Annotated in this window: 6 protein-coding genes; 5 read left to right on the top strand and 1 reads right to left on the bottom strand. The window is 70.0% G+C overall.

Going from position 1 to position 25,854, the window contains the following annotated elements; genetic code table 11:
• Window positions 1–30 precede the first annotated feature (30 nt).
• Window positions 31–11,388 carry an amino acid adenylation domain-containing protein gene (locus ACZ5NH_RS04835; RefSeq protein WP_468772978.1) on the bottom strand — a complete coding sequence of 3,786 codons (11,358 nt, stop codon included), beginning with the start codon at window positions 11,386–11,388 and terminating at the stop codon, window positions 31–33.
• A gap of 683 nt (window positions 11,389–12,071) precedes the next feature.
• Here ACZ5NH_RS04835 and ACZ5NH_RS04830 point away from each other — a divergent pair.
• From ACZ5NH_RS04830 to ACZ5NH_RS04810, 5 genes are read left to right on the top strand one after another with little or no spacing between them, the layout of a single operon-like run.
• Entirely contained in the window at window positions 12,072–24,116 is a 12,045-nt protein-coding gene (locus ACZ5NH_RS04830; protein WP_468772977.1) for an amino acid adenylation domain-containing protein, read from the top strand.
• The gene (locus ACZ5NH_RS04825) at window positions 24,113–24,961 is read left to right on the top strand and encodes a tryptophan 2,3-dioxygenase family protein (protein ID WP_468772976.1); all 849 of its coding nucleotides are present in this window, start codon (window positions 24,113–24,115) and stop codon (window positions 24,959–24,961) included. Before ACZ5NH_RS04830 ends, ACZ5NH_RS04825 begins: the two co-directional genes overlap by 4 nt.
• Window positions 24,951–25,169 carry an MbtH family protein gene (locus ACZ5NH_RS04820; protein WP_388625836.1) on the top strand — a complete coding sequence of 73 codons (219 nt, stop codon included), beginning with the start codon at window positions 24,951–24,953 and terminating at the stop codon, window positions 25,167–25,169. The genes ACZ5NH_RS04825 and ACZ5NH_RS04820 overlap by 11 nt, the downstream gene beginning before the upstream one ends.
• Window positions 25,166–25,480 carry a hypothetical protein gene (locus ACZ5NH_RS04815; protein ID WP_388625835.1) on the top strand — a complete coding sequence of 105 codons (315 nt, stop codon included), beginning with the start codon at window positions 25,166–25,168 and terminating at the stop codon, window positions 25,478–25,480. Before ACZ5NH_RS04820 ends, ACZ5NH_RS04815 begins: the two co-directional genes overlap by 4 nt.
• Window positions 25,473–25,817: a hypothetical protein gene (locus ACZ5NH_RS04810; RefSeq protein ID WP_468772975.1), complete on the top strand. Its 345-nt coding sequence runs from the start codon at window positions 25,473–25,475 to the stop codon at window positions 25,815–25,817. Before ACZ5NH_RS04815 ends, ACZ5NH_RS04810 begins: the two co-directional genes overlap by 8 nt.
• Window positions 25,818–25,854: the final 37 nt, after the last annotated feature.

The following is a 25,854-nucleotide window of genomic DNA, read 5'->3' as shown; positions in this document are numbered from 1 at the left end:
GTTCCGCCGGAGGAGCGCCGAGCGGTTTCGTCACCTTCCACCGCGACCGCGTCGGCGGCGCCGCTGCAGGGCAGTGGCGCTGTAGGCCGCGGCATCGGCCTCCGCCCGGGTTTGTCTCGCTTCCTCGGCGGAGTCGAGCCGTTCGGCCAACGCGTCGAGCGGGATGTCCGGGCGGTCCACCGCGGCCGCCAGCACCCCAGCCAGGCGGTGGGTCAGCCTGCCGATCCCGGCCGCGGAGAACAGAGCCGTCTTGTACTCGCAGACCAGCCGAAGGCCCCTCGGCGACCGGCGGAACTCCACCCGCAGGTCGTAGCGGGCGAGGCTTGGCGTGACCCCGACAGCTTCGGCACGCAGCCCGTCGAAGGCGGTCTCCACCCCCAGGTCCTCCTGGACCACGAACCAGGTCTGGAACAGCGGCAGATGCGTCTCGACCCGGTTCGGCCTCAGCTCGTGGACCACCTGGTCGAAGGGGACTTCGGCGTGCTCGTACGCGCTCAGGCACACCTCCCGCGCGCGGGACAGCAGGTCACCGAAGGTGCCGCAGCCTGCCACCCGCAGGCGTAGCACCAGGGTGTTGGACAGGTAGCCGATCATTCCCGCCAGTTCGGGTCGGCTGCGACCCGCGACGGGGGTGCCCATCACCACCTCGGTCAGGTCGCGGTCCTGGCCGACGGCGACCGCGGCGGCGGCGAACAGCACCATGAACGGGGTGGCGTTGGCCCGGCGGCCGAGTTCCTCCACACCCCGGGCCGTCTCTTCCGGCAGCCCGATCTCGTGCACCGCACTGTCGTGGCTCTGCTCCTCGGGGCGGGGCAGCTCGGTGGGCAGGTTCGGGTCGGCCACGTCCCCCAGCCGCTCCCGCCAGTACTCCAGCTCAGGGCGCAGCGCGTCGCTTGCGAGCCGTTCCCGCTGCCATTGCGTATAGTCGCCGTACTGGATCCGGGGCGCGCTGCGGCTCACCTCCTTGCCGGAGCGCAGAGTTCCGTAGTCCTCTCCCAGCTCCGTCAGCAGCAGCGACAGCGACTGGCCGTCGGCTATCAGGTGGTGCAGGCAGACCACCAGCCGGTGCTCTTCGACGCCCGTCCGCACCAGGGCGAACCGCCACAGCCGTCCGCCATTGATCCGGAAGAGCGCCTCGGCCGCCGTGCGGACCGCGCGTTCGGCCTCGCCCGCTCGCTGCTCCGGCGCCAAGCCGGACAGGTCGAGCAGGGGCAGCGGCGCGGGGTGCGGGTGCAGGACGACCTGGCGCCCCTCGCCATCGGCCTCGACCAGATGCGTCCGCAGGCTCTCATGGCGCCGTACCAGTCCGTCCAGGCTGCCTCGCAGCGCGGCCACGTCGAGCTCGCCGGTCAACCTGAGTGCGCCGGAGATGTGATACAGCGGGGTGCCGGTCGACCACTGCTCCAGAAACCAGAATCGCCGCTGGCCGGAGGAGAGCGGCAGCCCGCCCTGCCGGAGGTGCGGTGCAAGCGCCGGAATGGCTGCCGCATGCTCCCCGGCGCCTTCAGACTCCTGGGACCGTCCAGCACTGGCCGACCCGGAGCGGTCGCCGCCGATCTCGGCGGCCAGCGCGGCGAGGTCGGGGGCGGTGAAGACGGTGCGCAGAGGCACGTCGGCACCGAACTCCGACTGGATACGGCTCTGAAGCGCCGTCACCAGCAGGGAGTCGCCGCCCAGTCGGAAGAAGCTGTCGCCGCGCCCGACCGGGCTGACGTGCAGCATGTCGCTCCACAGCTGGGCCAGGCGGGTCTCGATCGTGCCCCGGGGCTCCTCGTAGGCGGCTTCCACGCCCAGGCGGTCGCCCGCCGGCGCGGGAAGTTCGCGGGTGTCGATTTTGCCATTGGAGGTGAGCGGGATGGCCGGCAGCACGACGAAGGCGGCCGGGATCATGTAGGGCGGCAGGGCGGCGGCCAGGTGGGCGCGCGCCTCGGTGATCAGCTTCGTTCCGGAGCCGTCCGCGCCGGGAGCCGGGACCAGGTAGGCGGTCAGCTTGCGGTCGCCGAGCGAGTCTTCACGCAGACGGACGTGCGCGTCGGCGATCGCGGGGCAGGTGCGCAAGGCGTGCTCGATCTCGCCGGGTTCGATGCGGTAGCCGCGCAGCTTTATCTGCTGGTCGGTGCGGCCCAGGTAGACGAGGGTGCCGTCCGGGTTGGCGCGAGCCAGGTCGCCCGTGCGGTAGAGGCGGGCTCCAGGGGCACTGGAGAAGGGGTCGGGGCGGAAGCGATCCGCCGTTTGCCCAGGACGGTTGAGGTAACCGCGCGTCACGCCGGGGCCGGCCACGTGGATTTCGGCGGCGACGCCGGCCGGGACCTGGTGGTCGTTGTCGTCCAGGAGGTAGACGCTCAGGTCGCCCAGGGGCCGGCCGATGGCGCTGGGGGCTCGGGGGGCCAGATCGTCGCCGGTCAGGGCGTGGTGGGTGACGTGAACGGTAGTCTCGGTGATGCCATACATGTTCACGAGTTCCGGGCAGCGGCCGCCGAGGCTTGCCGCCCACTGCGCGAATCGGTCGCCCACGAGGGCTTCGCCGCCGAAGACCACCGTGCGCAGGCTCGTCGGCCGGTCTCCGAGTGCCTCGGTGAGGGGGGCGAAGGCCGACGGCGTCTGGCTGAGCACCGTCACCCCCTGTGCCCGCAGCAAGCGCGCCGTCCGGTCCGGGTCCCGCCGCTCGTCCTCGCCCACCAGCACCAACCGGGCGCCGTGCAGCAGCGCGCCCCACAACTCCCACACCGAGAAGTCGAACGCCATGGAGTGGAAGAGGCTCCACACCTCGTCGCTGCCGAAGGCGCGCCGCTCCTGCGCAGCGGCGAACAGCCGGGCCACCTGTGCGTGCTCGACCAGTACGCCCTTGGGGGCGCCGGTGGAGCCGGAGGTGTAGATGGCGTACGCCAGTTGGTGCTCGTGCACCTCGATTTCGGCGGGCGCCGGCTCGTACCGGTCACTGACCGCGCCGTCCTCGTCGAGCAGCACCACCCGGACGTCGTGCAGCGCCTCCGCTGGAATCCGCCGGGCCAGCGCACGGGTCGCGACCAACACCCGGCAGCCGCTGTCGCGCAGCACATAGGCCAGCCGTTCCGCGGGCTGGGCGGTGTCCAGCGGCACATATGCTCCGCCCGCCAGCTGTACTCCCACTACTGCCGCCACCTGGTGAACCGAGCGTTCCAGCAGCACCGCGCACAGCGACTCCGCCGTCACTCCGGCCTCGCGCAGCCGTTCGGCGACCGCGTGGGCCCGCCCCAGCAGCATCCGGTAGGTCCACTGCCGGTCCCCGGACACCAGCGCCACCGCATCCGGGCGCACCCTGGCCTGCTTCGCGAAGCCGACCACCGGCGCCACCGCCGACCCGAAGGTGCGTCGCCGCGGGTTCAGTACCGCCCGCTGCCGCTGCTCGCCGGAGCCGTCCATGAGTCCGATCGACCCGAGCGACTGTGCAGGTGCCCGGCACAACCCCTCGAGCACCGTCTCCAGCTGAGCCAGCAGACGCTCCGCGGACGCCTCGTCGTAGCGCATGGCATCGAACTGCAGGCGCAGCCCGATCCGATCGCCCTCCGGCACCGCGACCAGGGTCAGCGCCGCATTCGTCTCGTCCGCCACGCTCACGTCACGGACCAGCACCCGATCCGGACCAGCGGGATCGGCACCCGGCAGCGAGACCGGATGGTTCTCCACCACCACCAGAGTTTCGAACAGCGGCCGGCCTTGCGGCACTCCGCTCCATCCCTTGACCTGCGTCAGCGGCACATGCTCGTGCTCCCGCAGCTCCAGGAGCAGCTCCTGCACCTCCCGCAACCAGGTCTCCACCTCGGTACCCGGTGCCAGCCGCAGCCGCACAGGCAGGGTGTTGATGAACAGCCCCACCATCCCTTCCACGCCTCTGAGTTCCGGGGGACGCCCCGAGACCGTGACGCCGAACACCACGTCCTGGCTGCCGCTGTGCCGGGCCATCAGCACGCCCCAGGCCGCCTGAAGCACCGTCCCCACGGTCACCCCGGACCGCTCGGACAGCTCCCGCAGCCGGCCCGACAGCCCGGCCGGCGCCTCACGCACCACGCTGCCCACGCCGGATCCGAGCCTCACCGGCGCATGCCACGGCAGCGGCGTGGGCTCCACAAAGTCGCCCAGCACCCGGCGCCACACCTGCTCCGCGGCACCTGGCTCCTGGCGGCCCAGCCATTCCACAAAGTCCCGGTACGGACGCACCCGCGGCAGGGCGGCGGCACTTCCGCCGACGATCGCCTCGTACAGTGCCAGCATGTCGGAGAGCACGATCGGCAGGGACCAGCCGTCGAGCAATGCGTGGTGCACCGTCCACACCAGGTGCCAGGCCTCGTCCTCGAGCCGCACGAGGGTGATGCGCAGCGGCGGCGTGTCAAGACCGAGCGGCGTGGCCCGCTCCCGCTCCGCCAGTTCCGCCAGCCGGTCGGCCGGTTCGGTGTTTCCCGGCATTTCGAAGCGCCAGTCGAGATCCGTCCAGGCTGGTACCGCGCTGCGGTGCACCACCTGCACCGGTTCCCCCTGCGAGCTGCGGTGGAAGGACGTGCGGAGCACGGCGTGCCGCTGCGCAGTCCGCTCCCAGGCCGTACGCAGGGCACCCGGGTCCAGCGCGCCCTCGAGGCGCAGCGCCAGCTGCACCCGGTAGACGGCACTCTCCGGGTCCGCGAGGGAGTGGAAGAGCATGCCCTGCTGCAGCGGGGTCGCCGGGTAGACCTCTTCCAGGTCGGCTATGCGCTCGACCAGCCGGTCCACCTCTTTTTGCTCCAGCAGCGCGGCCGGGGTGGCCCCCACGGTTCCCGCGGTCCTCGCGTCAGCGCCGACCGCGGCTGCCAGCTCGGCCACGGTACGGTGCCGGAAGACCATGCGGGTGGTCAGCGCAAGGCCGGCCTCCACGGCTCGTGCCACCATCCGCAGGCTGAGGATGGAGTCCCCGCCAAGCTCGAAGAAGTTGTCGGACCGGCTCACCCGGGCCAGGCCGAGCAGGCCCTCCCAGATCTCGGCGATCTTCTTCTCTTCGTCGGATCTCGGCGGCTCGTACCCGCCCGCAGAGCCCTGCGGGGTCGCGTCCGGCGCGGGCAGGGCACGCCGGTCGAGCTTTCCGTTCGGGGTGAGCGGCAGAGCATCCAGAACGACGAAGGCGCTCGGCAGCATGTAGTCGGGCAGGCGCTCGGCACAGTGTGCCCGTAGCTGCGCTGCCGACGTGCCGGGCTCGGCGGCCACGTAGGCGACCAACCGGGTCACCGCGACGCCCGCGCTGTCGCTGTCGTCCGCTGCCCGGCCGTCCCCCGTGTGCTCCGTCACGATCACGGAGCTCTCCCGTACGGCCCGGTGCTCGCGCAGCACGGCCTCGATCTCCCCCAGTTCGATCCGGAACCCGCGCAGCTCGATCTGGTGGTCCGACCGCCCCAGGAACACCAGGCGACCGTCCGGGAGGAACCGGGCACGGTCCCCGGTCCGGTACAGGCGGGCCCCGTCGCCGGCGGGGTCGGGGACAAAGCGCTCGGCGGTCAGGCCCGGGCGTCCCAGGTAGCCCCGGGACAGTCCCGCGCCGCCGATGCAGATCTCGCCCGGCACTCCCGTCGGGGCGGGCCGGAAGTGCGGGTCCAGCACGCTGACCCGGGTGTTGGCGAAGGGGCGCCCCAGGTCCGGTTCTCGGTTGCCCGGACGGCAGTCACCGATGGTCGCCCCGATGGTGGACTCGGTCGGCCCGTATCCGTTGATCAGCCGGCATCCGGCGGCCCAGCGGTCGGCCACCTCGGCCCGCAGCGCCTCACCGGTGGAGGTGAGCACGCGCAGATCGGGGGCGGACGACGGGGGGAGCACGGCCAGCACTGAGGGGGCGAGGGTGGCGTGGGTGATGGCCTGCTCGGTCAGCAGCCGGGTGAGCTCGTCGCCGGGCACCCGTTCGGCGCCGGTCGCCACGCACAGCGTCCCGCCGAAGGGCAGGGCCATCACGATGTCCCAGAGAGAGGCGTCGAAGGCCAGCGAGGCGAGTTGAAGCACCCGACTGCCGTGTCCGGACTGCAGCTCCGCCCTCTCGACCTCGACCAGGTTGACCAGGCCCCGGTGGGCCATCATCGCGCCCTTGGGCCGCCCGGTGGAACCCGAGGTGAAGACGATGTAAGCGAGTTGGTCCGGCGCGGGGTCTTCGGGCAGGTCGTCCGGGCTGTGCCCGGCGAGGCGCGCGGCGTCTGCCTCCTGGTCGAGGCGGATCACCGCGGTGGGGCGGGACTGGAGACGTTCGGCGAGGTCCGCCGTGGTCACCAGGATGCACACCGCGCTGTCGCCGATCATGTGGTCCAGCCGATCGGGCGGATAGGAGGGGTCCAGCGGCACATGGACACCGCCGGCCTTGAGCACCGCCAGCAGCCCCGCGACGGAGTCCGCGGAGCGCTCCAGGAAGACTCCGACCGGCGTCTCGGCCCGCACCCCGAGCTCCCGCAACAGCCGGGCCAGTCGGTTGGCCTGCCGGTTGAGGGCGGCATACGTCAGCTGGCGGTGCCCGCAGCACAACGCGACCGTGTCGGGGGTCAGGGCCGCCTGCCGCTCGAAGCGGCGATGGAGCAGACCGTCGCCCGCGGCCGGGAGCGGGAGATCGGTGGCGTTCCACTCCTCCTGCCGTGCCCGCTCGGAGCCGGTGCGCATATCCAGCAGCTCCACCGGGCATTCGGGGTCCGCAACCGCGGACTCCAGGAGCACCCGGTAGTGCTCCAGCATGTCGGCAATAGTGGAGTCGTCGAACAGGTCCGTGTTGTACTCGACGGCGCAATGCAGCCCGTCCTCCGCCTCGTTCAGCGAGAAGGCGAGGTCGAACCGCGAGGTGCCCGGATCGAGTGCAACGGGCTTGGCGTCGATCCCCGGCAGCGGCAGGTCGGGCAGGCCGGTCTCCTGGAGCACGAACAGCGTCTGGAAGAGCATCTGGTGGCTGAGGTCCCGCTCGGGCCGCAGCGCATCGACGACCAGCTCGAGCGGGACTTCCTGGTGGGAGTAGGCGTCCAGGCAGGTGCGCCGGATCCGCCCCAGCAACTCACGGAAGGTGGGGTTTCCGGTGAGGTCACCGCGCAGCGCCAGGGTGTTGGCGAAGAACCCGATCAGGTTCTCCAGCTCGGGGCGGGTCCGGCTGGCCACGGGGGTGCCGACGACGACGTCCTGCTGGCCGCTGTAGCGGGCGAGCAGCACGTCGAATGCCGCCAGCAGCACCATGAAGAGGGTCGCCCCCTCTTCCTTGCCAAGGCCGTGCACAGCCCGTACCAGCTCCGCCGGGAGCAGCCCTCCGCGGGTGCGGCCACGGAAGCGCTGGACCGCCGGACGTGGGTGGTCCGTCGGCAGCTCCAGCATGGCGGGGGCGCCGGCAAGTTGCCGTTTCCAGTAGCCGAGTTGCCCGGCCACGTCCTGGCTCTCTGCCCACTCGCGCTGCCAGAGCGTGAAGTCGGGGTACTGCAAGGGAAGTTCGGGCAGCTCGGGCTCGGCGCCCTGCAGCGCGGCCGCGTAGCCCGCCGCCAGTTCGCCGAACAGCACTTTGATCGCCCAGCCATCGATGACGATGTGGTGTCCGACCATGACGAGCAGGTGGTCATCCTCCGCGATGCGATACACAGCGGCTCGCAACAGCGGGCTGCGGGCGAGGTCGAATGGGGTACGGGCCTGCTCTGCGGCGAGCTCCAAGGCGGCGTCCGCCCGTAGTTCGGCGGGCCGGTCGCGGAGGTCGGTGACCGAGACGGTGATGCGCTGGGACTCGGTGACGACCTGGCAGGGCTCCCCGTCCCGGTCGATGAACGCCGTGCGGAGTGCTTCATGCCGCGCCACCACGTGGTTCAGCGACCGTTCCAGGGCCGCCACTTCCAGCGGCCCGGACAGGCGCAGGGCCATCGGCGTGCAGTAGGCCGGCGTGTCGGGGGCCAACTGCTCCAGGAACCACAGCCGTTGTTGAGGCAGGGAGAGCGGGAAGGTCTCCGTCCGCACTCTGCGGCGGAGTTCCAGGGCCCCGCGCCCGGCGCCGGCCTCCGGCCCGGCGCCGGAGTGCGCGCGGGAGAAGGCGCCGGCCAGATGCTCGGCCAGCTCGGCGAAGTCGGTGAACCGGTGGAAGTCCGCCGGGGCCAGCACGAGGCGGAGGTCGCGCTGGCAGGCGTTCATCACGCCGACCACCATCAGCGAGTCGAGACCGAGTCCCCGCAAACTGTGTACCCGGCTGATCTCCTCGATGCCGCGCTCCAGGACGTGCGCCACCCGTTCCCGCAGATACTGCTGCAGAAGGGCCGCCCGGGCGCCGGGCACCGCCTCATTCAGCCGACGGAAGATCTCTGCCGGTTCCGGGGGGTCCTGCTGCTCCTGCCTGTCCTGCCTGTCCCGCCTGTCCCGCGGGGTGGCATACGGGGAAGGCGGAGCGGGTGTGACCGTCGGGGCCGCGATGGGCGCTGCGGCAGGCGGGGACGCCGCGGACGATCCCGCCGGTCCCTCGCTCCGGGCGGGCAGCCGCTGAGCCCGCTTGCGCAGCACGTTCAGCGAGTCCAGGCCGTCGAGGGTGGTGGTGACGTCGACGCCGAAGTCGATCAGACTCGCGATCTCGTCCACACCCGCGGCCCGCAGGCTCTGCACGAACGGCAGGCAGGTGCGCGGCGTGCCGAACAGCGCCGCGGACTGGAAGTAGCGTTCGAACGCGTACGACAGGACCTGCTCGCGCTCAGCGGCCGCCATCTCGTCCAGCCGCTGGAATCCGTGGCGCCACAGGTCCACGGAGGACTCCAGGTAGGAGATGAACGGGCCGCGCACGGATTCCCGCACCTCATCGAGGTCGTCGCCCACGAAGGTGTGCAGCATCAGCGTGACATGTCCGGCAGCCGGGTCGTAGCCGGCCCGGGCGCGCGCCGCGCGGTACACGGCGATCTTCTCGGCCAGTTCCTCCACGGTCTGGAACAGCAGGCCGGTCAGCACATGGTGGCCGTGTTCGCCCGCCTCGGCGAAGCGCTCCGGCGATCCCGAGCAGGTCAGCCAGGTCCGCAGTTCGGGCTGCCGGGGCGCGGGGTGGATCCTGACCGGGGTCTGCTCGGCCTTGCCGTTGGGCAGCTCGACGGAGCCTCCGCCCCACAAGCTCTTGACGGTCTCGATGCCGGAGAACAGGTGCCCGTACCGGTCGTGGAACTTGTCGGGGGCAAGTACGAAGTCGTTGGGGTTCCACCCGGCGGCGAAGGCCAGATCGACGCGGCCCCCGGAGAGGTTGTCCACCACCGCCCACTCCTCCGCCACCCGCACCGGATGGTGCATGGGCAGGACCACGCTTCCCGCCCTCAGCCTGATCCGCCGGGTCGCTACCGCCAGCGCCGAGGCCAGAACCGAGGGGTTGGGATAGAGGCCCCCGAAGGCATGGAAGTGGCGTTCGGGGAGCCAGACCGCGGTGAAGTCGTGCTCGTCGGCGAACTTCGCGCCCTCCAGCAGCAGCCGGTACTTGTCCTCGGCGAAGTCCGCGGCGTTGCTGGAGAAGTACAGGAGACTGAACTGCATCGGCTCCGCATCGCGGGAGCCGGCGTCGGCTGCCCGGGCCCGCACGATCGCGTCCGTGGGCGCGAGCGGTTGGCCGGGGTCGGCCGCCGGCTCCCGCTTCAGCCGCTCGGGCACGTCGCCGGCGATCACGGGGAGCTCGCCCTTGAGGAACGCGTCGCGGGCGGCGCCGCGCTGGATCTTGCCGCTGGTCGTCTTGGTGATCCGGCCGTTCGGGATCAACACGACCGCGTCCAGGTGCAGTTCGGTCTCCTCCAGCACACCGGCACGGATCGCCTCGCCGGCCGCGTCGATCCGCCCGCGGTCGGCGTCCCTGCGGACCTCCGCCACCAGGACCACGCGCTCTTCGTCCGCCGAGGTCACGGTGAAGGCGGCGGAGCAGTTGGGGCGCACCTCGGGACAGCTGCGCTCGGCGGCCAGTTCGACATCCTGAGGGTAGTAGTTCTGCCCTCGGACAATCATCAAGTCCTTGAGCCGTCCCGCTATGTACAGCGCACCCTGGTGCAGGAAACCCAGATCGCCCGTTCGAAGGAAGCTTTCGCCGGGTTCGCCGTCCAGAGTGGCCCGAAACACCTTCCGCGTCTCGTCCTCCAGGCCCCAATACCCCATCGCCACACTGGAGCCGGACACCCAGATCTCGCCGATACGGCCCTCGGGCAGTTCGGTGCGGGACTCCGGGTCGACGATGGCCAGCCGCTGCAGCGGAGACGGAACCGAGCAGTTCACCAGCGTCCGGCCGGGAACGGCCGGGTCGTCCTGAGGCTCCGCGCGGTCGGCCTGCAGGCCCTCCTTGGCGAAACGGGCCGACTGCGGTGCCCCATGGCCGCCGTGGCCCGCCACGAGCAAGGTCGCCTCGGCCAGTCCGTAGGACGGCGCCATGACCTCGGCTCGCCAGCCGCTGTCGGCGAACGCCTCGGTGAACCGGTCGAGCGTGGCCGCCCGCACCGGCTCCGCCCCGTTGACCGCCAGCCGCCAGCTGCTCAGATCGAGCCGCTCGCGGAGCCGCGCGGGCACCTTCTCCACGCACATGTCGAAAGCGAAGTTGGGCGCCATGCTGATGGTGCCGCGATAGCGGGAGATCGCGTCGAGCCACCTCACGGGTGACCTGACGAACGCGGCGGGCGGCATGAAGACGGCCGGGATTCCCTTGTACAGCGAGAGCAGGATGTTCCCGATCAGGCCCAGGTCGTGGAAGAGCGGCAGCCAGCTGACGATGCGATCGCGCTCGGTGACCCCCCAGAGGTCCTCCATCACCCGGCAGTTGTGCATGAGGTTGGCATGGCTGACCATCACGCCCTTGGGCTGGGCGGTTGATCCGGAGGTGTACTGCAGGAAGGCGATGTCGTCGGTCCCGACGTCCGCGGGGCTCCAGCGCTCCGCCCACTCATCCTGATCGAACTGATCAAGGCCGAGCCAGACGAGCGCCTCCGTCTCGGGGAACTGGGCCGCCAGGTCGCCGGCCATGGCCAGGCCCTCGGCGGTCGTCAGGGCACATCGTGCGCCGGCACTCGAGAGAATCGCGGGAATACGCGCGAGTTGCCGGGCCGCGTTACCGAGGGGAAGATTCACCGGAACGGCAATCATTCCCGCGTAAAAGCAACCGAGAAACCCGGCCAGGAAATCCAGGCCAGAGGGACAGAGCAGGAGGATGCGGTCCCCTGGAGAAAAGCGTGACTGCAGCCAGCCGGCGACTCCGCGGGCACGGGTATCGAGTTGGGAGTAGGAGAGTCGGCCCGTCTCCTGTTCACCGTCAGCAAGGAATGTCCAACCGATTTGGTCGGGCTGATGAAGAGCTCGATGACGCAAGACGTCAAACAGCGTTCTTGGCGCCTGGACATCCTGCTGAAACTGTGAAATCACGAAATCGGCTCCCCCATAGAAGCGCAACCCACTCCAACACATGCGATATCACCTGCGGGTGGAGTTGCATCCGGCCTATCTAAGCCACGGGCGGCATTCTGATCGGCGATCCTAACCCACAACCAAGATCATGGCTAGCGTGTTTCTTTGTGCCGCCCGCGCCGTTGCGGACGGCATCCGGAACCGGCTCCTTCGCGTGACAGGCACCGCGGGGCGGCGTCGGACGGCATGGTTCCAGCGGTTCGTTCAGACCCGCCCAGATGGAATCTCTGCTGGTCAGATTGGTAGTACTGGCACACGGACGCGTCTGCGGGCGCGACGAGCAGGACACGCCTGGACCCCGTTGGGCCTGGTCGAGCGAGCAGGTGGCGCGTTCGTACGAGTATGGCGGCCGAAACTACTTCGCAGTCGAACACCCGTAGCCTCTGTAAAGTCAGTGCCACCAGCACTTATGCCACGGGAAGGCCAAAGGTTTACCGTCGACGCCCTGACACGAACAAACCTTGCCGTTACTCTCACAAGGCCGGACTCCCGGAGGCCGGCCAGCACATGCTGCAGCAGTCCACCGATCGGGCCGTAGCCCGATTCACGGGAGCGGAGGACTAAGGGGGTAAGCAGGCTTCACCAGCCACCCGTACACCGGTTGGACTATTGGGGGCTCGTGGTTTCACAAGCACGAGATCATTCGCAGGCAGGGCCGGTCTTTTTCACTGCATTGACGCCATATGGCATTCAGCTGTTTTCCCGCCCCGCATTTCTTTTCGTGTTCACGTCGCTGCGCCAACCGATCGCTCCAGGTATTCCCCGTCGAGTCCGAGGATCCCAGGGAACCGATGTTGAAGAATGTTGATGACATTTACCCCTTGACGCCGCTTCAGCAGGGCATGCTGTTCCATGCGGTCGCCGACGGCGGAAGCGTCTATGTGGAGCAGCTCGCCTTCCGCGTCGAGGGCGACTTCGACCTGGAGGCCTTCCGCTCGGCCTGGGAACAGGCGATCGAACGGCACACCGCGCTACGCACCCTGTTTCTCTGGGAGAACCTGCCCCAGCCGATCCAGGCAGTGCGGCGACGGGTCACCCTGCCCTGGACCGAACTCGACTGGCGCGATACCCCTGACGACGAGATGGAGCAGCGCCTGGAGGCGTTTCTGGCCGAGGACCGCAGGCGCGGCTTCGACGTGACGCAGGCGCCGCTGATGCGCATGACGGCCATCCAGTTGGGCGACGAGACCTTCGAGGTGGTGTGCAGCAACCACCACCTCATCTTCGACGGCTGGTCCCGCGCCACCCTCTTCCGCGAGGTGCTGGCCCTGTACGAAGGCCTGCGGTCGGGGAAGCCCGCGGTGCTGCCGCGGGTGCGTCCGTACCGGGACTTCGTGGCGTGGCTGCAGGAGCAGGACGGTGCGGCGGCCGAGCGGATGTGGCGGCACGAAGTGGGGGCGATCACGGCGCCCACCCCGCTGCCGTTCGAGGCCGACCGGCGGGAGCCGGACGCGGGCGGCGGGGCGGAGAGCGTGGTCCGCGAGCTGGACGAAGGTCTGACGTCTCGGCTGCAGCGCTTGTGCACGGCCCGTGGCGCCACGATGGCGACCGCGGTGCAGGCGGCCTGGGCAGTGCTGCTGGCGCGGCACAGCGGGCAGTCAGAGGTGGTGTTCGGCACCACCGTCTCGGGCCGTCCCGCGGAGCTGTCGGGCGTCGAGCAGATGGTGGGCCTGTTCATCAACACCCTTCCGGTGCGGGTCGATGTCTCCGACGGGACCCAAGCGGGCGCATGGCTCGAGGGGGTGCAGGAACATCTCGTGGCACTACGGGAGTTCGAGCACACTCCGCTGGCGCAGGTGCAGTCATGGAGTGGTGTGGGACGCGGGCGCAGGTTGTTCGCGAGCCTGGTGGTCGTGGAGAACCATCCCGTCTCAGGCTCGGCGGGCGGCGATGCGGGCCATGCGGCCGCGTCGGACCGGGGCCAAGTGGTGTCCGGGGTACGGGTGGCGGACGAGACCGATGTGCCCCTGACGCTCGTGGCGGCGCCGGGGCGCCGTCTTGAGCTGCGGCTGCTGTTTCGCCGCGGGTGCTGTACCCGGGACGAGGCGGCAGCGCTGCTGGAACAACTGGAGTGCGTGTTCACGGGCCTGGTGAATGGGGCCGAGAAGCCCCTGGGGAACGTGGGGCTGCTGGACGCCGCCGGTGAGGTCCGGGTGGCGCAGGAGCTGAACGCGCATCGGACCGCGCTGCCCGAGGCGGTGATGCCGGTGGCGGGATTCGCGGAACACGCCGGGGTGCGTGCCGACGCGGTGGCACTGGTGTCGGGGGATCGGCAATGGACCTACCGGCGACTGCTGGCGTGGGCCGGGCAGCTGGCCGGCCGGCTGCGCGCGGAGGGCGCCGGCCCGGAGGACTGCTGCGGGGTCTGGCTGGAGCGGTCGGCGCAGCAGGTGGTGGCGGCGCTCGCCGTTCAGGTGGCGGGCGGCGCCTACGTGCCACTGGACGCGGCTCTGCCGGTGAATCGGGTGGAGCGGATTCTCGGTGACGGCGGCTGCCGTACGGTGGTGACCGTCCGGCGGCTCTGGGAGAGCCTTGCGGAGCCGGTCCGGCAACGCATGCGGCCGATCCTGCTCGACGAGCCGGAAACCGCGGGTCCTGACGACGGGATCGGGCAGCCGGTGGCGCTCGCCCGCCGGGTCCGGCCGCGGCAGCTCGCCTACGTCATCTACACCTCCGGCTCGACCGGCACGCCGAAGGGTGTCCTCGTCGAACACCATCAGGTCGCGCGCCTTTTCTCGGCGGCCGACCGGCACTTCGGCTTCACCTCGGACGACGTCTGGAGCCTGTTCCACTCGATGGCCTTCGACGTGTCGGTGTGGGAACTGTTCGGCGCGCTGACGCACGGCGCGCGGCTGGTGCTGGTCGATGACGAGACCCGGCGGCAGCCCGGCCGGATGGCCACGCTGCTGCGCGAGCAGTCCGTGACGATCCTCAGCCAGACGCCGTCCGCCTTCACCCCGCTCGCCGCCGAGTTGGAGCGCATGCGCCCCACCGGGCTGAGGGCCGTCGTCTTCGCCGGGGAGGCGCTGGCCGGGGACCGGCTCGCGCGCTGGGCCTCGTCCTGGGGAGCGCGGTGCCCGGATCTGATCAACATGTACGGGATCACCGAGACCACGGTGCACACCACTTACCATCGTCTCGCCGAACGGGATCTGGCCGTTGGCGGGTCGGGACGCGTCGGACGCGCCCTGCCCGACCTGGCCGTCTACCTGCTCGATGCCCGCGGCCGGCAGGTCCCGCCGGGCGTGACGGGCGAGATCTGCGTGGCCGGCCCGGCGGTGACCCGTGGCTACCACGGCCGGCCCGGGCTCACCGCCGACCGCTACCGACCCGACCCCTACGCCGAGCAGCCCGGCGCCCGCATGTACCGCTCCGGCGACCTGGCCCGCGCCGACGAGGAGGGCGTCCTGCACTATCTCGGGCGCGCCGACCAGCAGGTGAAGCTGCGCGGCTACCGCATCGAGCCCGGCGAGATCGAGCAGACGCTGCGCGCTGTGGCGGAGATCGGGGATGCTCACGTGCAGGTGCGTGAGGACGAGCCGGGGGCCCGGCGCCTGGTGGCCTATCTGGTGGCCGCCGACCCGCACACGGACGCCGAGGAGCTGGTGGAGCGGGCCAGGCAGGCGGCCTCGGCCGCGCTGCCCACGTACATGCTGCCGGCCACGCACGTGGTGCTGCCCGAGCTGCCATTGACGCCGAACGGGAAGATCGACTCCCGAGCGCTGCCGGCGCCGAGCACGATGCGGCAGTACGTGCCGACCGCCTACCAACCGCCGCAGGGGCCCGTGGAGTCACGGCTCGCCGAACTCTGGTCCTCGCTCCTGCACGTGGACCCGATCGGCCGACACGACAACTTCTTCACCCTCGGCGGCGACTCCATCATCAGCATGCAGGTCGCCGCACAGGCGGGCCGCCTCGGCCTGCGCTTCACACCCCGGGATCTCTTCGCACACCAGACGATCGCCGAACTCGCCGCGGTGGCCGCGACGCCCGACGACCAGGCCGACGACGCCCCCGCTGCCTCGGTGGGCAGGGACGGCGAGCCCATCCCGCTCACTCCCGTCCAGCACTGGTTCTTCGAGAAGGAACGCCCCGCACCGCACCACTTCAACCAGTCGCTGCTCCTGAGGCCCGCCGAAGCGGCGGATCCGGAACTCCTGCGCTCCGCGCTGCGGCTGCTCGTCCTGCGTCATCCCGCGATGCGGCTGCGCTTCACCCGGAACGGTGCCGAGTGGCAGCAGGAGATCACCGGCGGGGACCCGGCCTCCCGCGGGCTGCTCCGCGAGGTGGACCTCCGCGCCGTTCCGGCCGACGAGCGGGCCGCCGCGTTCGGGGCCGCGGCGGACGAGGTCCAGTCGAGCATCGATCTGGGCGCGGGCCTGCTGCTCAAGGCCGCCTACTTCAAACTGGGCGAAGAGGGCGACCGACTGCTGTTGGTCCTTCATCACCTCGCGGTCGACGGCGTCTCCTGGCGCCTTCTCCTGGAGGACCTCGGCACGATCCACGGCCAGCTGCTGCGCGGCGAGTCGCCGTCGGAACAGCCGGACACGCCGACTTCGTTCGACGGCTGGGCCCGCGCCCTCGCCGCCCGGGCGAACTCCGGGGAAGTGGCGGACGAGCTGCCGTTCTGGCTGGAGATGATGGACGGCGCAACCACCGCGCTGCCCCGTATCGCCGGGGACGTCCCGGCCGACGACGCGGGCACGGCCGGTGAGGCACTGTCCGTCTCTCGTGTGCTCGACCGCGAGCAGACCGCCGCGCTGCTGCGTTCGGCGTCGGACGCGCGGGTCCGGCCCGTCGAGATCATGCTGGCCGCCCTGGGCCGGACCCTGGCCGAGTGGTCGGGCGCGGAAAGGGTCGCGATCGACATCGAGGGCCATGGCCGCGAACCCTTCGCCGCTGGGCTGGACCCCACCCGCACGGTCGGCTGGTTCACCAGCATCCATCCGCTCGTGATCGACTCCGGCGAACCCCTCCACGTCCTGCGCGAACTCAAGAACCGCTATCGCACCATTCCGGGCGGCGGCCTCGGCTACGGTCTGCTGCGCTACGTCCGGGACGCTGACGAGATCACCGGCCGGCTCCGGGAACTTCCCGAACGCAGCGTGCTGTTCAACTACCTCGGACGGTTCCACGGCGGCCTCGGCCCGGACGGCGGCTGGCAGGCCGCGGCCGAGTCCACCGGCATCGCCCAGGAGCCCTCGGCGCCGCGCCGACACGCCCTGGAGGTGAGCGCCCTGGTCACCGATGGGCGCCTCCAGGTCCGCTGGACGTACAGCCCCAGGCTCCACCACGAGGCGACCATCGGCCGTCTCGCCGACGCGTTCGCGGACCAGATCGGCCTGCTGCTCGACCGGGTCCGCCAGGAGCCGGCGGCGCTCCTCACCCCGGTGGACTTCCCGCTGGTCAGAGGGATTCGGCAAGCCGGCATCGACCGGCTGGTCGCGTCGATGGGCGAGCCCGAGGACCTGTATCCCCTCTCACCGCTGCAGCAGGGCATGCTCTTCCACCTGCTCTACGATCCCGATGGCGGCGTCAATCTGGAGCAGGTGACCTGCCAGCTGAAGGGACGCCTGGACGTCGCCGCCTTCCGGCAAGCCTGGCAGGACGTGGTGGCACGGCATGCGGTCCTGCGCACCTCCTTCTACTGGCGCGAGCACGGCGAGTCTCTGCAGGCGGTACACGCACAGGTGGCCGTGCCATGGCAGGAGCTGGACTGGACGGACCTGACGACGGTCGAACAGGACGACAGACTCGCCGACTTCCTCCGCCAGGACCGCACCCGGGGATTCGAGCCGGGCCAGGCCCCGCTGATGCGCATAGTCCTCATCCGCCGCGGCCCGGACGTGGTGCAACTCGTGTGGTCCCACCACCATCTGCTGCTCGACGGCTGGTCGCTGTCCCGGGTGCTCCAGGAGGTCGTCGCCGCGTACCGGGCCCGGCTTGAGCGGCGTGCGCCGCAGCTGCCACCGGTGCGTCCGTACCGCGACTACATCAGCTGGCTCGACCGGCAGGACCTCACCACGGCCGAGGACTACTGGCGCCGCACCATGGCGGGCTTCGACACGCCCACTCCTCTCCCGGCCGCGTCCGAGCCGGAGCGGACCGTCGGCGGGATGGCCACGGAGGTCCTGGAGTTGTCGGCCGCCGCCACCAAGGCTCTGGGCGACTTCGCCCAGCGTCATCATCTGACGGTGGGAACGCTGGTCCAGGCGGCTTGGGCGCTGTTCCTCCAGCGGCACTCCAACGAGACGGAGGTCGTGTTCGGAACGGTCGTGGCCGGCCGACCGGCGGATCTGCCGGGCTCCGAGGAGATCGTCGGGCAGTTCATCAACACCCAGCCGGTCCGGGTGCCGGTGCCCCCGGGCAAGCCGACGCTGGCCTGGCTGCATCAGGTGCAGGACATCCTGGCCGATGGCCGGCAGTACGAGTTCACGCCACTGCTGAGCATCCAGGGCTGGACCGACGTGCCGCGCGGCACCCAGCTCTTCGAAACCGTGGTGGTGTTCGAGAACTACCTCGCCGAGCGCATCGCCGGCATTGACGAGAGCGATACCGATCTCGACGATCTCGTCCTCGAACAGTTCCGCGGCCTGGAGCAGACCAACTATCCGCTCACCTTGATCGTCGCGCCAGGCGCCCGCCTGCGGCTGCAGCTCATGTACGACGCGGGACGCTACTCACAGGAGAGTGCATGGCGCTTCAACGAGCGGCTGCGCACCTTCCTGGAGGGCCTGCCGTCGAGGTACGACCTTCCGCTCGGCGAGCTGCCGGTGCTTCCTGAGTCCGAGCTGTCCTTGGTCCTCGACTCGTTCAACGACACGGCGGTGGCGCTGCCGCTGGAGCAGACCCTGCCGGAACTGTTCGAGGAGCAGGCCGCCCGCACCCCGGACGCGATCGCGGTCCGCGAGGGTGACCTCCAACTGACCTACCGCCAGCTCAACACCCGCGCCAACCAGCTCGCCCACCACCTCATCGACACCCTCGACCCCCGCCCCGAGGACCGCATCGCCCTCGCCCTGGAACGCACCACCGACCTCGTCACCGCCATCCTCGCCACCTTCAAGACCGGCGCCGCCTACCTCCCCCTCAACCCCCACCACACCACCGAACGCCTCACCGGCCAACTCACCGACGCCACCCCCCTCGCCCTACTCACCCACACCACCCACCTCAACGCATGGAACAGCCGGCCGGGTCCGGCCGGACTGCCCGTCCTCACCCTGGACCGGCCGGCCTGGGCTGGTGGGAACAGCACGGATCCTGTCGGCCGTGGCCTGACGTCACGTCATCTCGCCTATCTCATCTACACCTCCGGCTCGACCGGGACTCCCAAGGCCGCCCAGGTCGAACACCGCGGCATGATCAACCACCTGTATGCCAAGATCCGCGACCTCGACCTCGCTCCCGGCGACAACCTCGCCGCCACCGCCTCCCCCACCTTCGACATCCACGTCTGGCAACTCCTGGCCCCCCTGATCACCGGAGCCACCACCCACCTCCTGCCCGACACCACCGCCCACGACCCCCACCAGCTCATCACCACCACCGACACCCACCACCTCACCGTCCTGCAGATCGTGCCCTCCCTGCTGTCCGCACTCCTGACCCACCTCGACACCCGCACCACACCCCCGCCACCCCTGACAGCCCTGCGCCACCTCATCCTCACCGGCGAAGCCCTCCCACCCGACCTCGCCGCCGCCTGGCTCACCCGCTACCCCCACATCCCCGCACTCAACGCCTACGGCCCCACCGAGTGCTCCGACGACGTCACCCACCACACCCTCACCACCCCGCCCCACCCCGACACCACCCACACCCCCATCGGCACCGCCCTGCCCAACACCCGCCTCTACCTCCTGGACACCACCGGACACCCCGTCCCCCTCGGCACCCCCGGACACCTCCACATCGGCGGCACCCCCGTCGGCCGCGGCTACCTGCACCGCCCCGCCCTGACCGCCCGCCACTTCATCCCCGACCCCTACTCACCCACCCCCGGCGCCCGCCTCTACGCCACCGGCGACCTCGCCCGCCAACACCCCGACGGCACCCTCACCTTCCTCGGCCGCACCGACCACCAGATCAAACTCCGCGGCTACCGCATCGAACCCGGAGAAATCGAACACACCCTGCGCACCCACCCCGCCATCGACCAAGCCCACATCCAACTCCACCAACCCACACCCACCGACCAACGCCTCATCGCCTACCTCACCCTGCGCCCCCACCACCCCCAGCCCACACCCGAAGAACTCACCACCCACCTCACCCAGACCCTCCCCCACTACATGACCCCCGCCACCTACACCATCCTCAAAACCCTCCCCCTCACCCCCCACGGCAAAATCGACCGCAAAGCCCTCCCCCAACCCGACACCACCCACACCCACACCCACACCCCCACACCCCCCCAAACCCCCACCCAAGCCACCCTCACCCACCTCTGGCAAAACACCCTCAACCACCCCCACATCGGCATCCACGACAACTTCTTCACCCTCGGCGGACACTCCCTCCTAGCGATGCAGGTCATCGCCCGCCTTCCCGAGGAACTGGGCGTCGAGCTGCCCCTGCGCGCCCTCTTCGAGGCACCCACCGTGGCCGGCTTCGCCGCCCGCGTCGAGCAGGCCAGGGCCGACAGCGACACCCCGGCCCCTACGCCGCCGCTGCGGCCGGTGGGACGCGACAGCGAACTCCCGCTGTCCTTCGCCCAGCAGCGCCTGTGGTTCCTGGACCAGCTCGAACCCGGCGGCAGCGTCTACAACCTGCCCATGGCCGCCCGCCTGAGCGGCCCCCTCGACGTCGCCGCCCTGCACCGCGGCCTGCACGCGCTGACCCAGCGCCACGAAACGCTGCGCACCACCATCACCAGCCACCGCGGCGAACCCCACCAGCACATCACCGCCGTCGCCCGCACCGCCTTGCCGGTCATCGACCTGAGCGCACTGCCCGCCGACGCCCGCCACGCCACCGCCCGCCGCCTGGCCGCCGCCGAAGCCCAGCGCCCCTTCGACCTGGCCCGGGGCCCGCTGCTGCGCATGAGCCTGCTGCGCACCGCCCCCGACCAGCACGTGCTGCTGCTGACCGTGCACCACATCGCCAGCGACGGCTGGTCCAACGACATCCTGCTGCGGGAACTGGGCGAGCTCTACCGCGCCCACGCCGGCAACACCCGCCCGAACCTTCCCGAGCTGCCCCTGCAATACCCCGACTTCGCCGTCTGGCAGCGCACCCTGCTCTCCGGCGACACCCTCGAGACCGAACTCCAGCACTGGCGCACCGAACTGGCCGGCGCCCCCACCGTGCTGGAACTGCCCACCGACCACCCCCGCCCCGCCGTCCAGACCTACCGCGGCGCCCACCACATCACCCGCTGGCCCGCCGAACTCGCCGAGGACCTGCGCCAACTCGGCCACGAAGCAGGCGCCACCTTCTTCATGACCCTGCTGGCCGCCTACACCACCCTCCTCTACCGCTGGAGCGGCCAGGACGACATCCTCATCGGCACCCCCACCGCCAGCCGCACCCGCCCCGAGCTGGAAAACCTCATCGGCTTCTTCGCCAACACCCTCACCCTGCGCACCGAACTACACGGCAACCCCACCTTCCGCCAACTCCTGGACCGCGTCCGCGAATCCACCCTCCGCAGCTACGCCCACCAGGACCTCCCCTTCGAAAAACTCGTCGAAGCCCTCGAACCCGACCGCTCCCTCAGCCACAACCCCCTCATACAAACCCTCCTCGTCCTGCAGAACACCCCCCACTCCGCCGACCCCCAAGCCTGGCCGGGCCTCACCCTCACCCCCTTCGACGACACACCCCAGACCACCGCCAAATTCGACCTGACCCTCACCGCCTACGAGGAAAACGACGGCCTCGTCCTCAGCCTCGAATACAACACCGACCTGTTCACCCCCGACACCATCGAACACCTCCTGACCCGCCTGGAAACCCTCACCCGCCACGCCACCACCCACCCCGACACCCGCCTGCACGACCTCCCCCTGCTCACCGACACCGAACAACACGACCTCACCACCCGATTCAACGACACGGCGGTGGCGCTGCCGCTGGAGCAGACCCTGCCGGAACTGTTCGAGGAGCAGGCCGCCCGCACCCCGGACGCGATCGCGGTCCGCGAGGGTGACCTCCAACTGACCTACCGCCAGCTCAACACCCGCGCCAACCAGCTCGCCCACCACCTCATCGACACCCTCGACCCCCGCCCCGAGGACCGCATCGCCCTCGCCCTGGAACGCACCACCGACCTCGTCACCGCCATCCTCGCCACCTTCAAGACCGGCGCCGCCTACCTCCCCCTCAACCCCCACCACACCACCGAACGCCTCACCGGCCAACTCACCGACGCCACCCCCCTCGCCCTACTCACCCACACCACCCACCTCAACGCATGGAACAGCCGGCCGGGTCCGGCCGGACTGCCCGTCCTCACCCTGGACCGGCCGGCCTGGGCTGGTGGGAACAGCACGGATCCTGTCGGCCGTGGCCTGACGTCACGTCATCTCGCCTATCTCATCTACACCTCCGGCTCGACCGGGACTCCCAAGGCCGCCCAGGTCGAACACCGCGGCATGATCAACCACCTGTATGCCAAGATCCGCGACCTCGACCTCGCTCCCGGCGACAACCTCGCCGCCACCGCCTCCCCCACCTTCGACATCCACGTCTGGCAACTCCTGGCCCCCCTGATCACCGGAGCCACCACCCACCTCCTGCCCGACACCACCGCCCACGACCCCCACCAGCTCATCACCACCACCGACACCCACCACCTCACCGTCCTGCAGATCGTGCCCTCCCTGCTGTCCGCACTCCTGACCCACCTCGACACCCGCACCACACCCCCGCCACCCCTGACAGCCCTGCGCCACCTCATCCTCACCGGCGAAGCCCTCCCACCCGACCTCGCCGCCGCCTGGCTCACCCGCTACCCCCACATCCCCGCACTCAACGCCTACGGCCCCACCGAGTGCTCCGACGACGTCACCCACCACACCCTCACCACCCCGCCCCACCCCGACACCACCCACACCCCCATCGGCACCGCCCTGCCCAACACCCGCCTCTACCTCCTGGACACCACCGGACACCCCGTCCCCCTCGGCACCCCCGGACACCTCCACATCGGCGGCACCCCCGTCGGCCGCGGCTACCTGCACCGCCCCGCCCTGACCGCCCGCCACTTCATCCCCGACCCCTACTCACCCACCCCCGGCGCCCGCCTCTACGCCACCGGCGACCTCGCCCGCCAACACCCCGACGGCACCCTCACCTTCCTCGGCCGCACCGACCACCAGATCAAACTCCGCGGCTACCGCATCGAACCCGGAGAAATCGAACACACCCTGCGCACCCACCCCGCCATCGACCAAGCCCACATCCAACTCCACCAACCCACACCCACCGACCAACGCCTCATCGCCTACCTCACCCTGCGCCCCCACCACCCCCAGCCCACACCCGAAGAACTCACCACCCACCTCACCCAGACCCTCCCCCACTACATGACCCCCGCCACCTACACCATCCTCAAAACCCTCCCCCTCACCCCCCACGGCAAAATCGACCGCAAAGCCCTCCCCCAACCCGACACCACCCACACCCACACCCACACCCCCACACCCCCCCAAACCCCCACCCAAGCCACCCTCACCCACCTCTGGCAAAACACCCTCAACCACCCCCACATCGGCATCCACGACAACTTCTTCACCCTCGGCGGACACTCCCTCCTAGCGCTCCGGCTCGCAGACCGGATCAAGGAGGCGTTCGGAGGCCGGCTCCCCCTCGCCGACCTCTACCAGCACCCCACCCCCGCCGCGATGGCGGCTCGCATCGACAGCGCGGGCGCCGGGCGCCACGACTGGCCGTCCTCCATCGTGTCCCTGCGGGCGACCGGCAGCCGTCCCCCTCTCTTCTGCATCCACCCGAAGAACGGCACCGTCTTCTGCTTCGCCGGACTCGCGCAGACGCTGGAGGTGGAGCGACCCGTCTACGGCGTGCAGGCGCACGGTCTGGATCCCGAGGTCCGCCCCCTGGACTCGATCGAGGAACTTGCTGCCGCCTACCTGCGGGACATCGTCAAGACCCAACCGCAGGGGCCTTACCTCCTGTCGGGATACTCGCTGGGCGGGACCATCGCCTACGAGCTCGCCCGGCAGCTCGCCGCGCAGGGCCGCGAGGTCGCCGGCTTGATCATGCTCGACAGCTATCCGGTGCTGGGCGACGACTCGCCCACATTCGCCGAGTTCGAGGCCATGGACGACGCCGCCTTCCTCGTCCATCAATTCGGCGGAGCGCTGCCGGTGAACGAGGAGCACCTGCGTTCGCTGACCCCCGATGCACGCATGCTCCATCTCCTCGACCTCGCTGCCGAGGCAGGACTGGAGAGCGAGCACATGGACCTCAAGTCCATGACGCGCTACGTGGACATCGTCCGCGCGCACACCCGCGCCGCACTGACCTATCGACCGCTCCCGTACTCCGGCCCGGTGCTCCTGTTGCGATGCGACGACCTCGGCCCGGACGCGGGTCCTGACCCACGCGACAACTGGAGTGACCTCATCGGGGAGAGCCTGATCATCCAGGACGTGCCGGGCACCCATATGACCATGCTCGACCCCCCGAACCTCACGACCGTGGCAGCCCACATCAGCAAGTACGTCGCGGACCTGGGAAGCAGCGGAAAGCGAGAGCGATGACCGACAGGAACTCTGGGCCCGAACTGTACGAGACCAAGGCGGAGGTGGCGGCATATCCGGCCAACACCTGCGACTCACCGACGTACTCAAGCTATCTGCATATCGATGAGCTCCTGGGGCTACAGACCCCACGGAGCAGCCCGGAGCATCCGGATGAACTTCACTTCATCGTCACCCACCAGGCGATGGAGCTCTGGTTCAAGGTCATGCTGCACGAACTGTCCCGGGTTCAGGAGTTTTTGGAGAAACAGATCTGGACGCAGGCACTGGCCAAATTGAGCCGAGTCAACCTCATCCTGCAGACGCAGACTGCACAGATGGGCACCCTTTGCTCCCTCGATCCACGGGCGTTTCAGGAGTTCCGCCAGTTCCTCGGCTCTGCCAGCGGTTTCCAGTCGGTGCAGTTCCGGGCCCTGGAGCTGCTGAGCGGCCTCCGGGATCCCTCGTACATTGCCCGGCTGAGCCGCGATCAGCACGGGCGCCTGCCCGAGCCTCTCCACGACATCCTGTCGAAGCCGAGCCTCGCCGAAACCGCCAGCCGAGCCGCAGGCGCCGCAGAAGTGGGCGGTTGGTCCGAGGTCTATTCGGATCCTGAACTGCACGGCCCGCTTTTTCTGATCGGTGAGGCCCTCCTGGAGTACGACCGACACTGGGTCATGTGGCGCCAGGAGCACCTGCTGTTGGTGGCCAAGACCATCGGTGCCGGCTCAACCGGTACGGGCGGGGGCTCTTCCGCATACCTGCAGAAGCGGATCGACATCAAGTTCTTCCCATTCCTCTGGGACATCCGCGACAGCATTACCGCCAGCTGGACAGAAAGAAGGGGTGATCTTCATGGCGCATGACGACATCGAGGACGGCATTGTCTACAAGGTCGTACTCAACCACGAGGAACAATATTCCATTTGGCCGATTGACAGGGAGAATCCCAACGGCTGGCGGGACGAGGGCATGTCGGGAAGCAAGGAGGAGTGCCTCAGCCACATCGACAAGGTGTGGACCGACATGCGACCGCTGAGCCTGCGCCGGCAGATGGAGCAGGAGGCGTCATGAGGAGCTACAGCAAGGCATACGTCCTCGGGGACCTGAGGCGGTTCCCCGGCTGGTCGAAGTCCGCGGCGGCCGAGGAGCGCGAGTACGCCGACGAGGACATCGTCTACCTGGCGGACGATCTCGTCGTGCTGGCAGACCCCATCCGCGAGGAGGGGCTGCTCTTCGATCAGACCACGGCGGAGTGGCGGGAGTTCTGCGCCGTCGACCTCGGGTTCGCCATTCCCGACGACCTGACCTACCTGCGGCCGGGTGCCGACGACGAGTCCGCTCCGGCCGAGGGCCGGGCGAGTGAGGAGCCACAGCATGGATGAGCTGACCCAACGCCTGTCGAAAGGGTCCCACCCGGTCGCCGCGGGCGGACCGCAGGCTTCGCTGGAAGACCTGCGCCGCAGGGTCGAGGAACTCGGCTTCGTCTTCGTGAAGTTCACGGAGACCACTGGCGGCACCGACCTGGGAGTGCGCCTGGACCGGACGGCCACCGACAGCAGTGCGGCCGACTTCGACGCCGGCACCGGATCGGTGCACCTGGAGGGCACGCTGATCCTCAATGACGATCCCGTCCGGTGCGTCGCGGACATCGATCTGGCGTCCCTCACGGGAACCGGCCGCCTGGTGCCCGTCGCCGAGTCCGAGCTCGTGAGCAGCTGACGTCGCCCACCGTGCCCGGCCAGCGGCCGGGCACGGT

Source organism: Streptomyces sp. NPDC031426 (assembly GCF_055581585.1).
The sequence above is the reverse complement of the archived record's forward strand: the minus strand, read 5'-3'. Positions and strand labels throughout refer to the sequence as shown.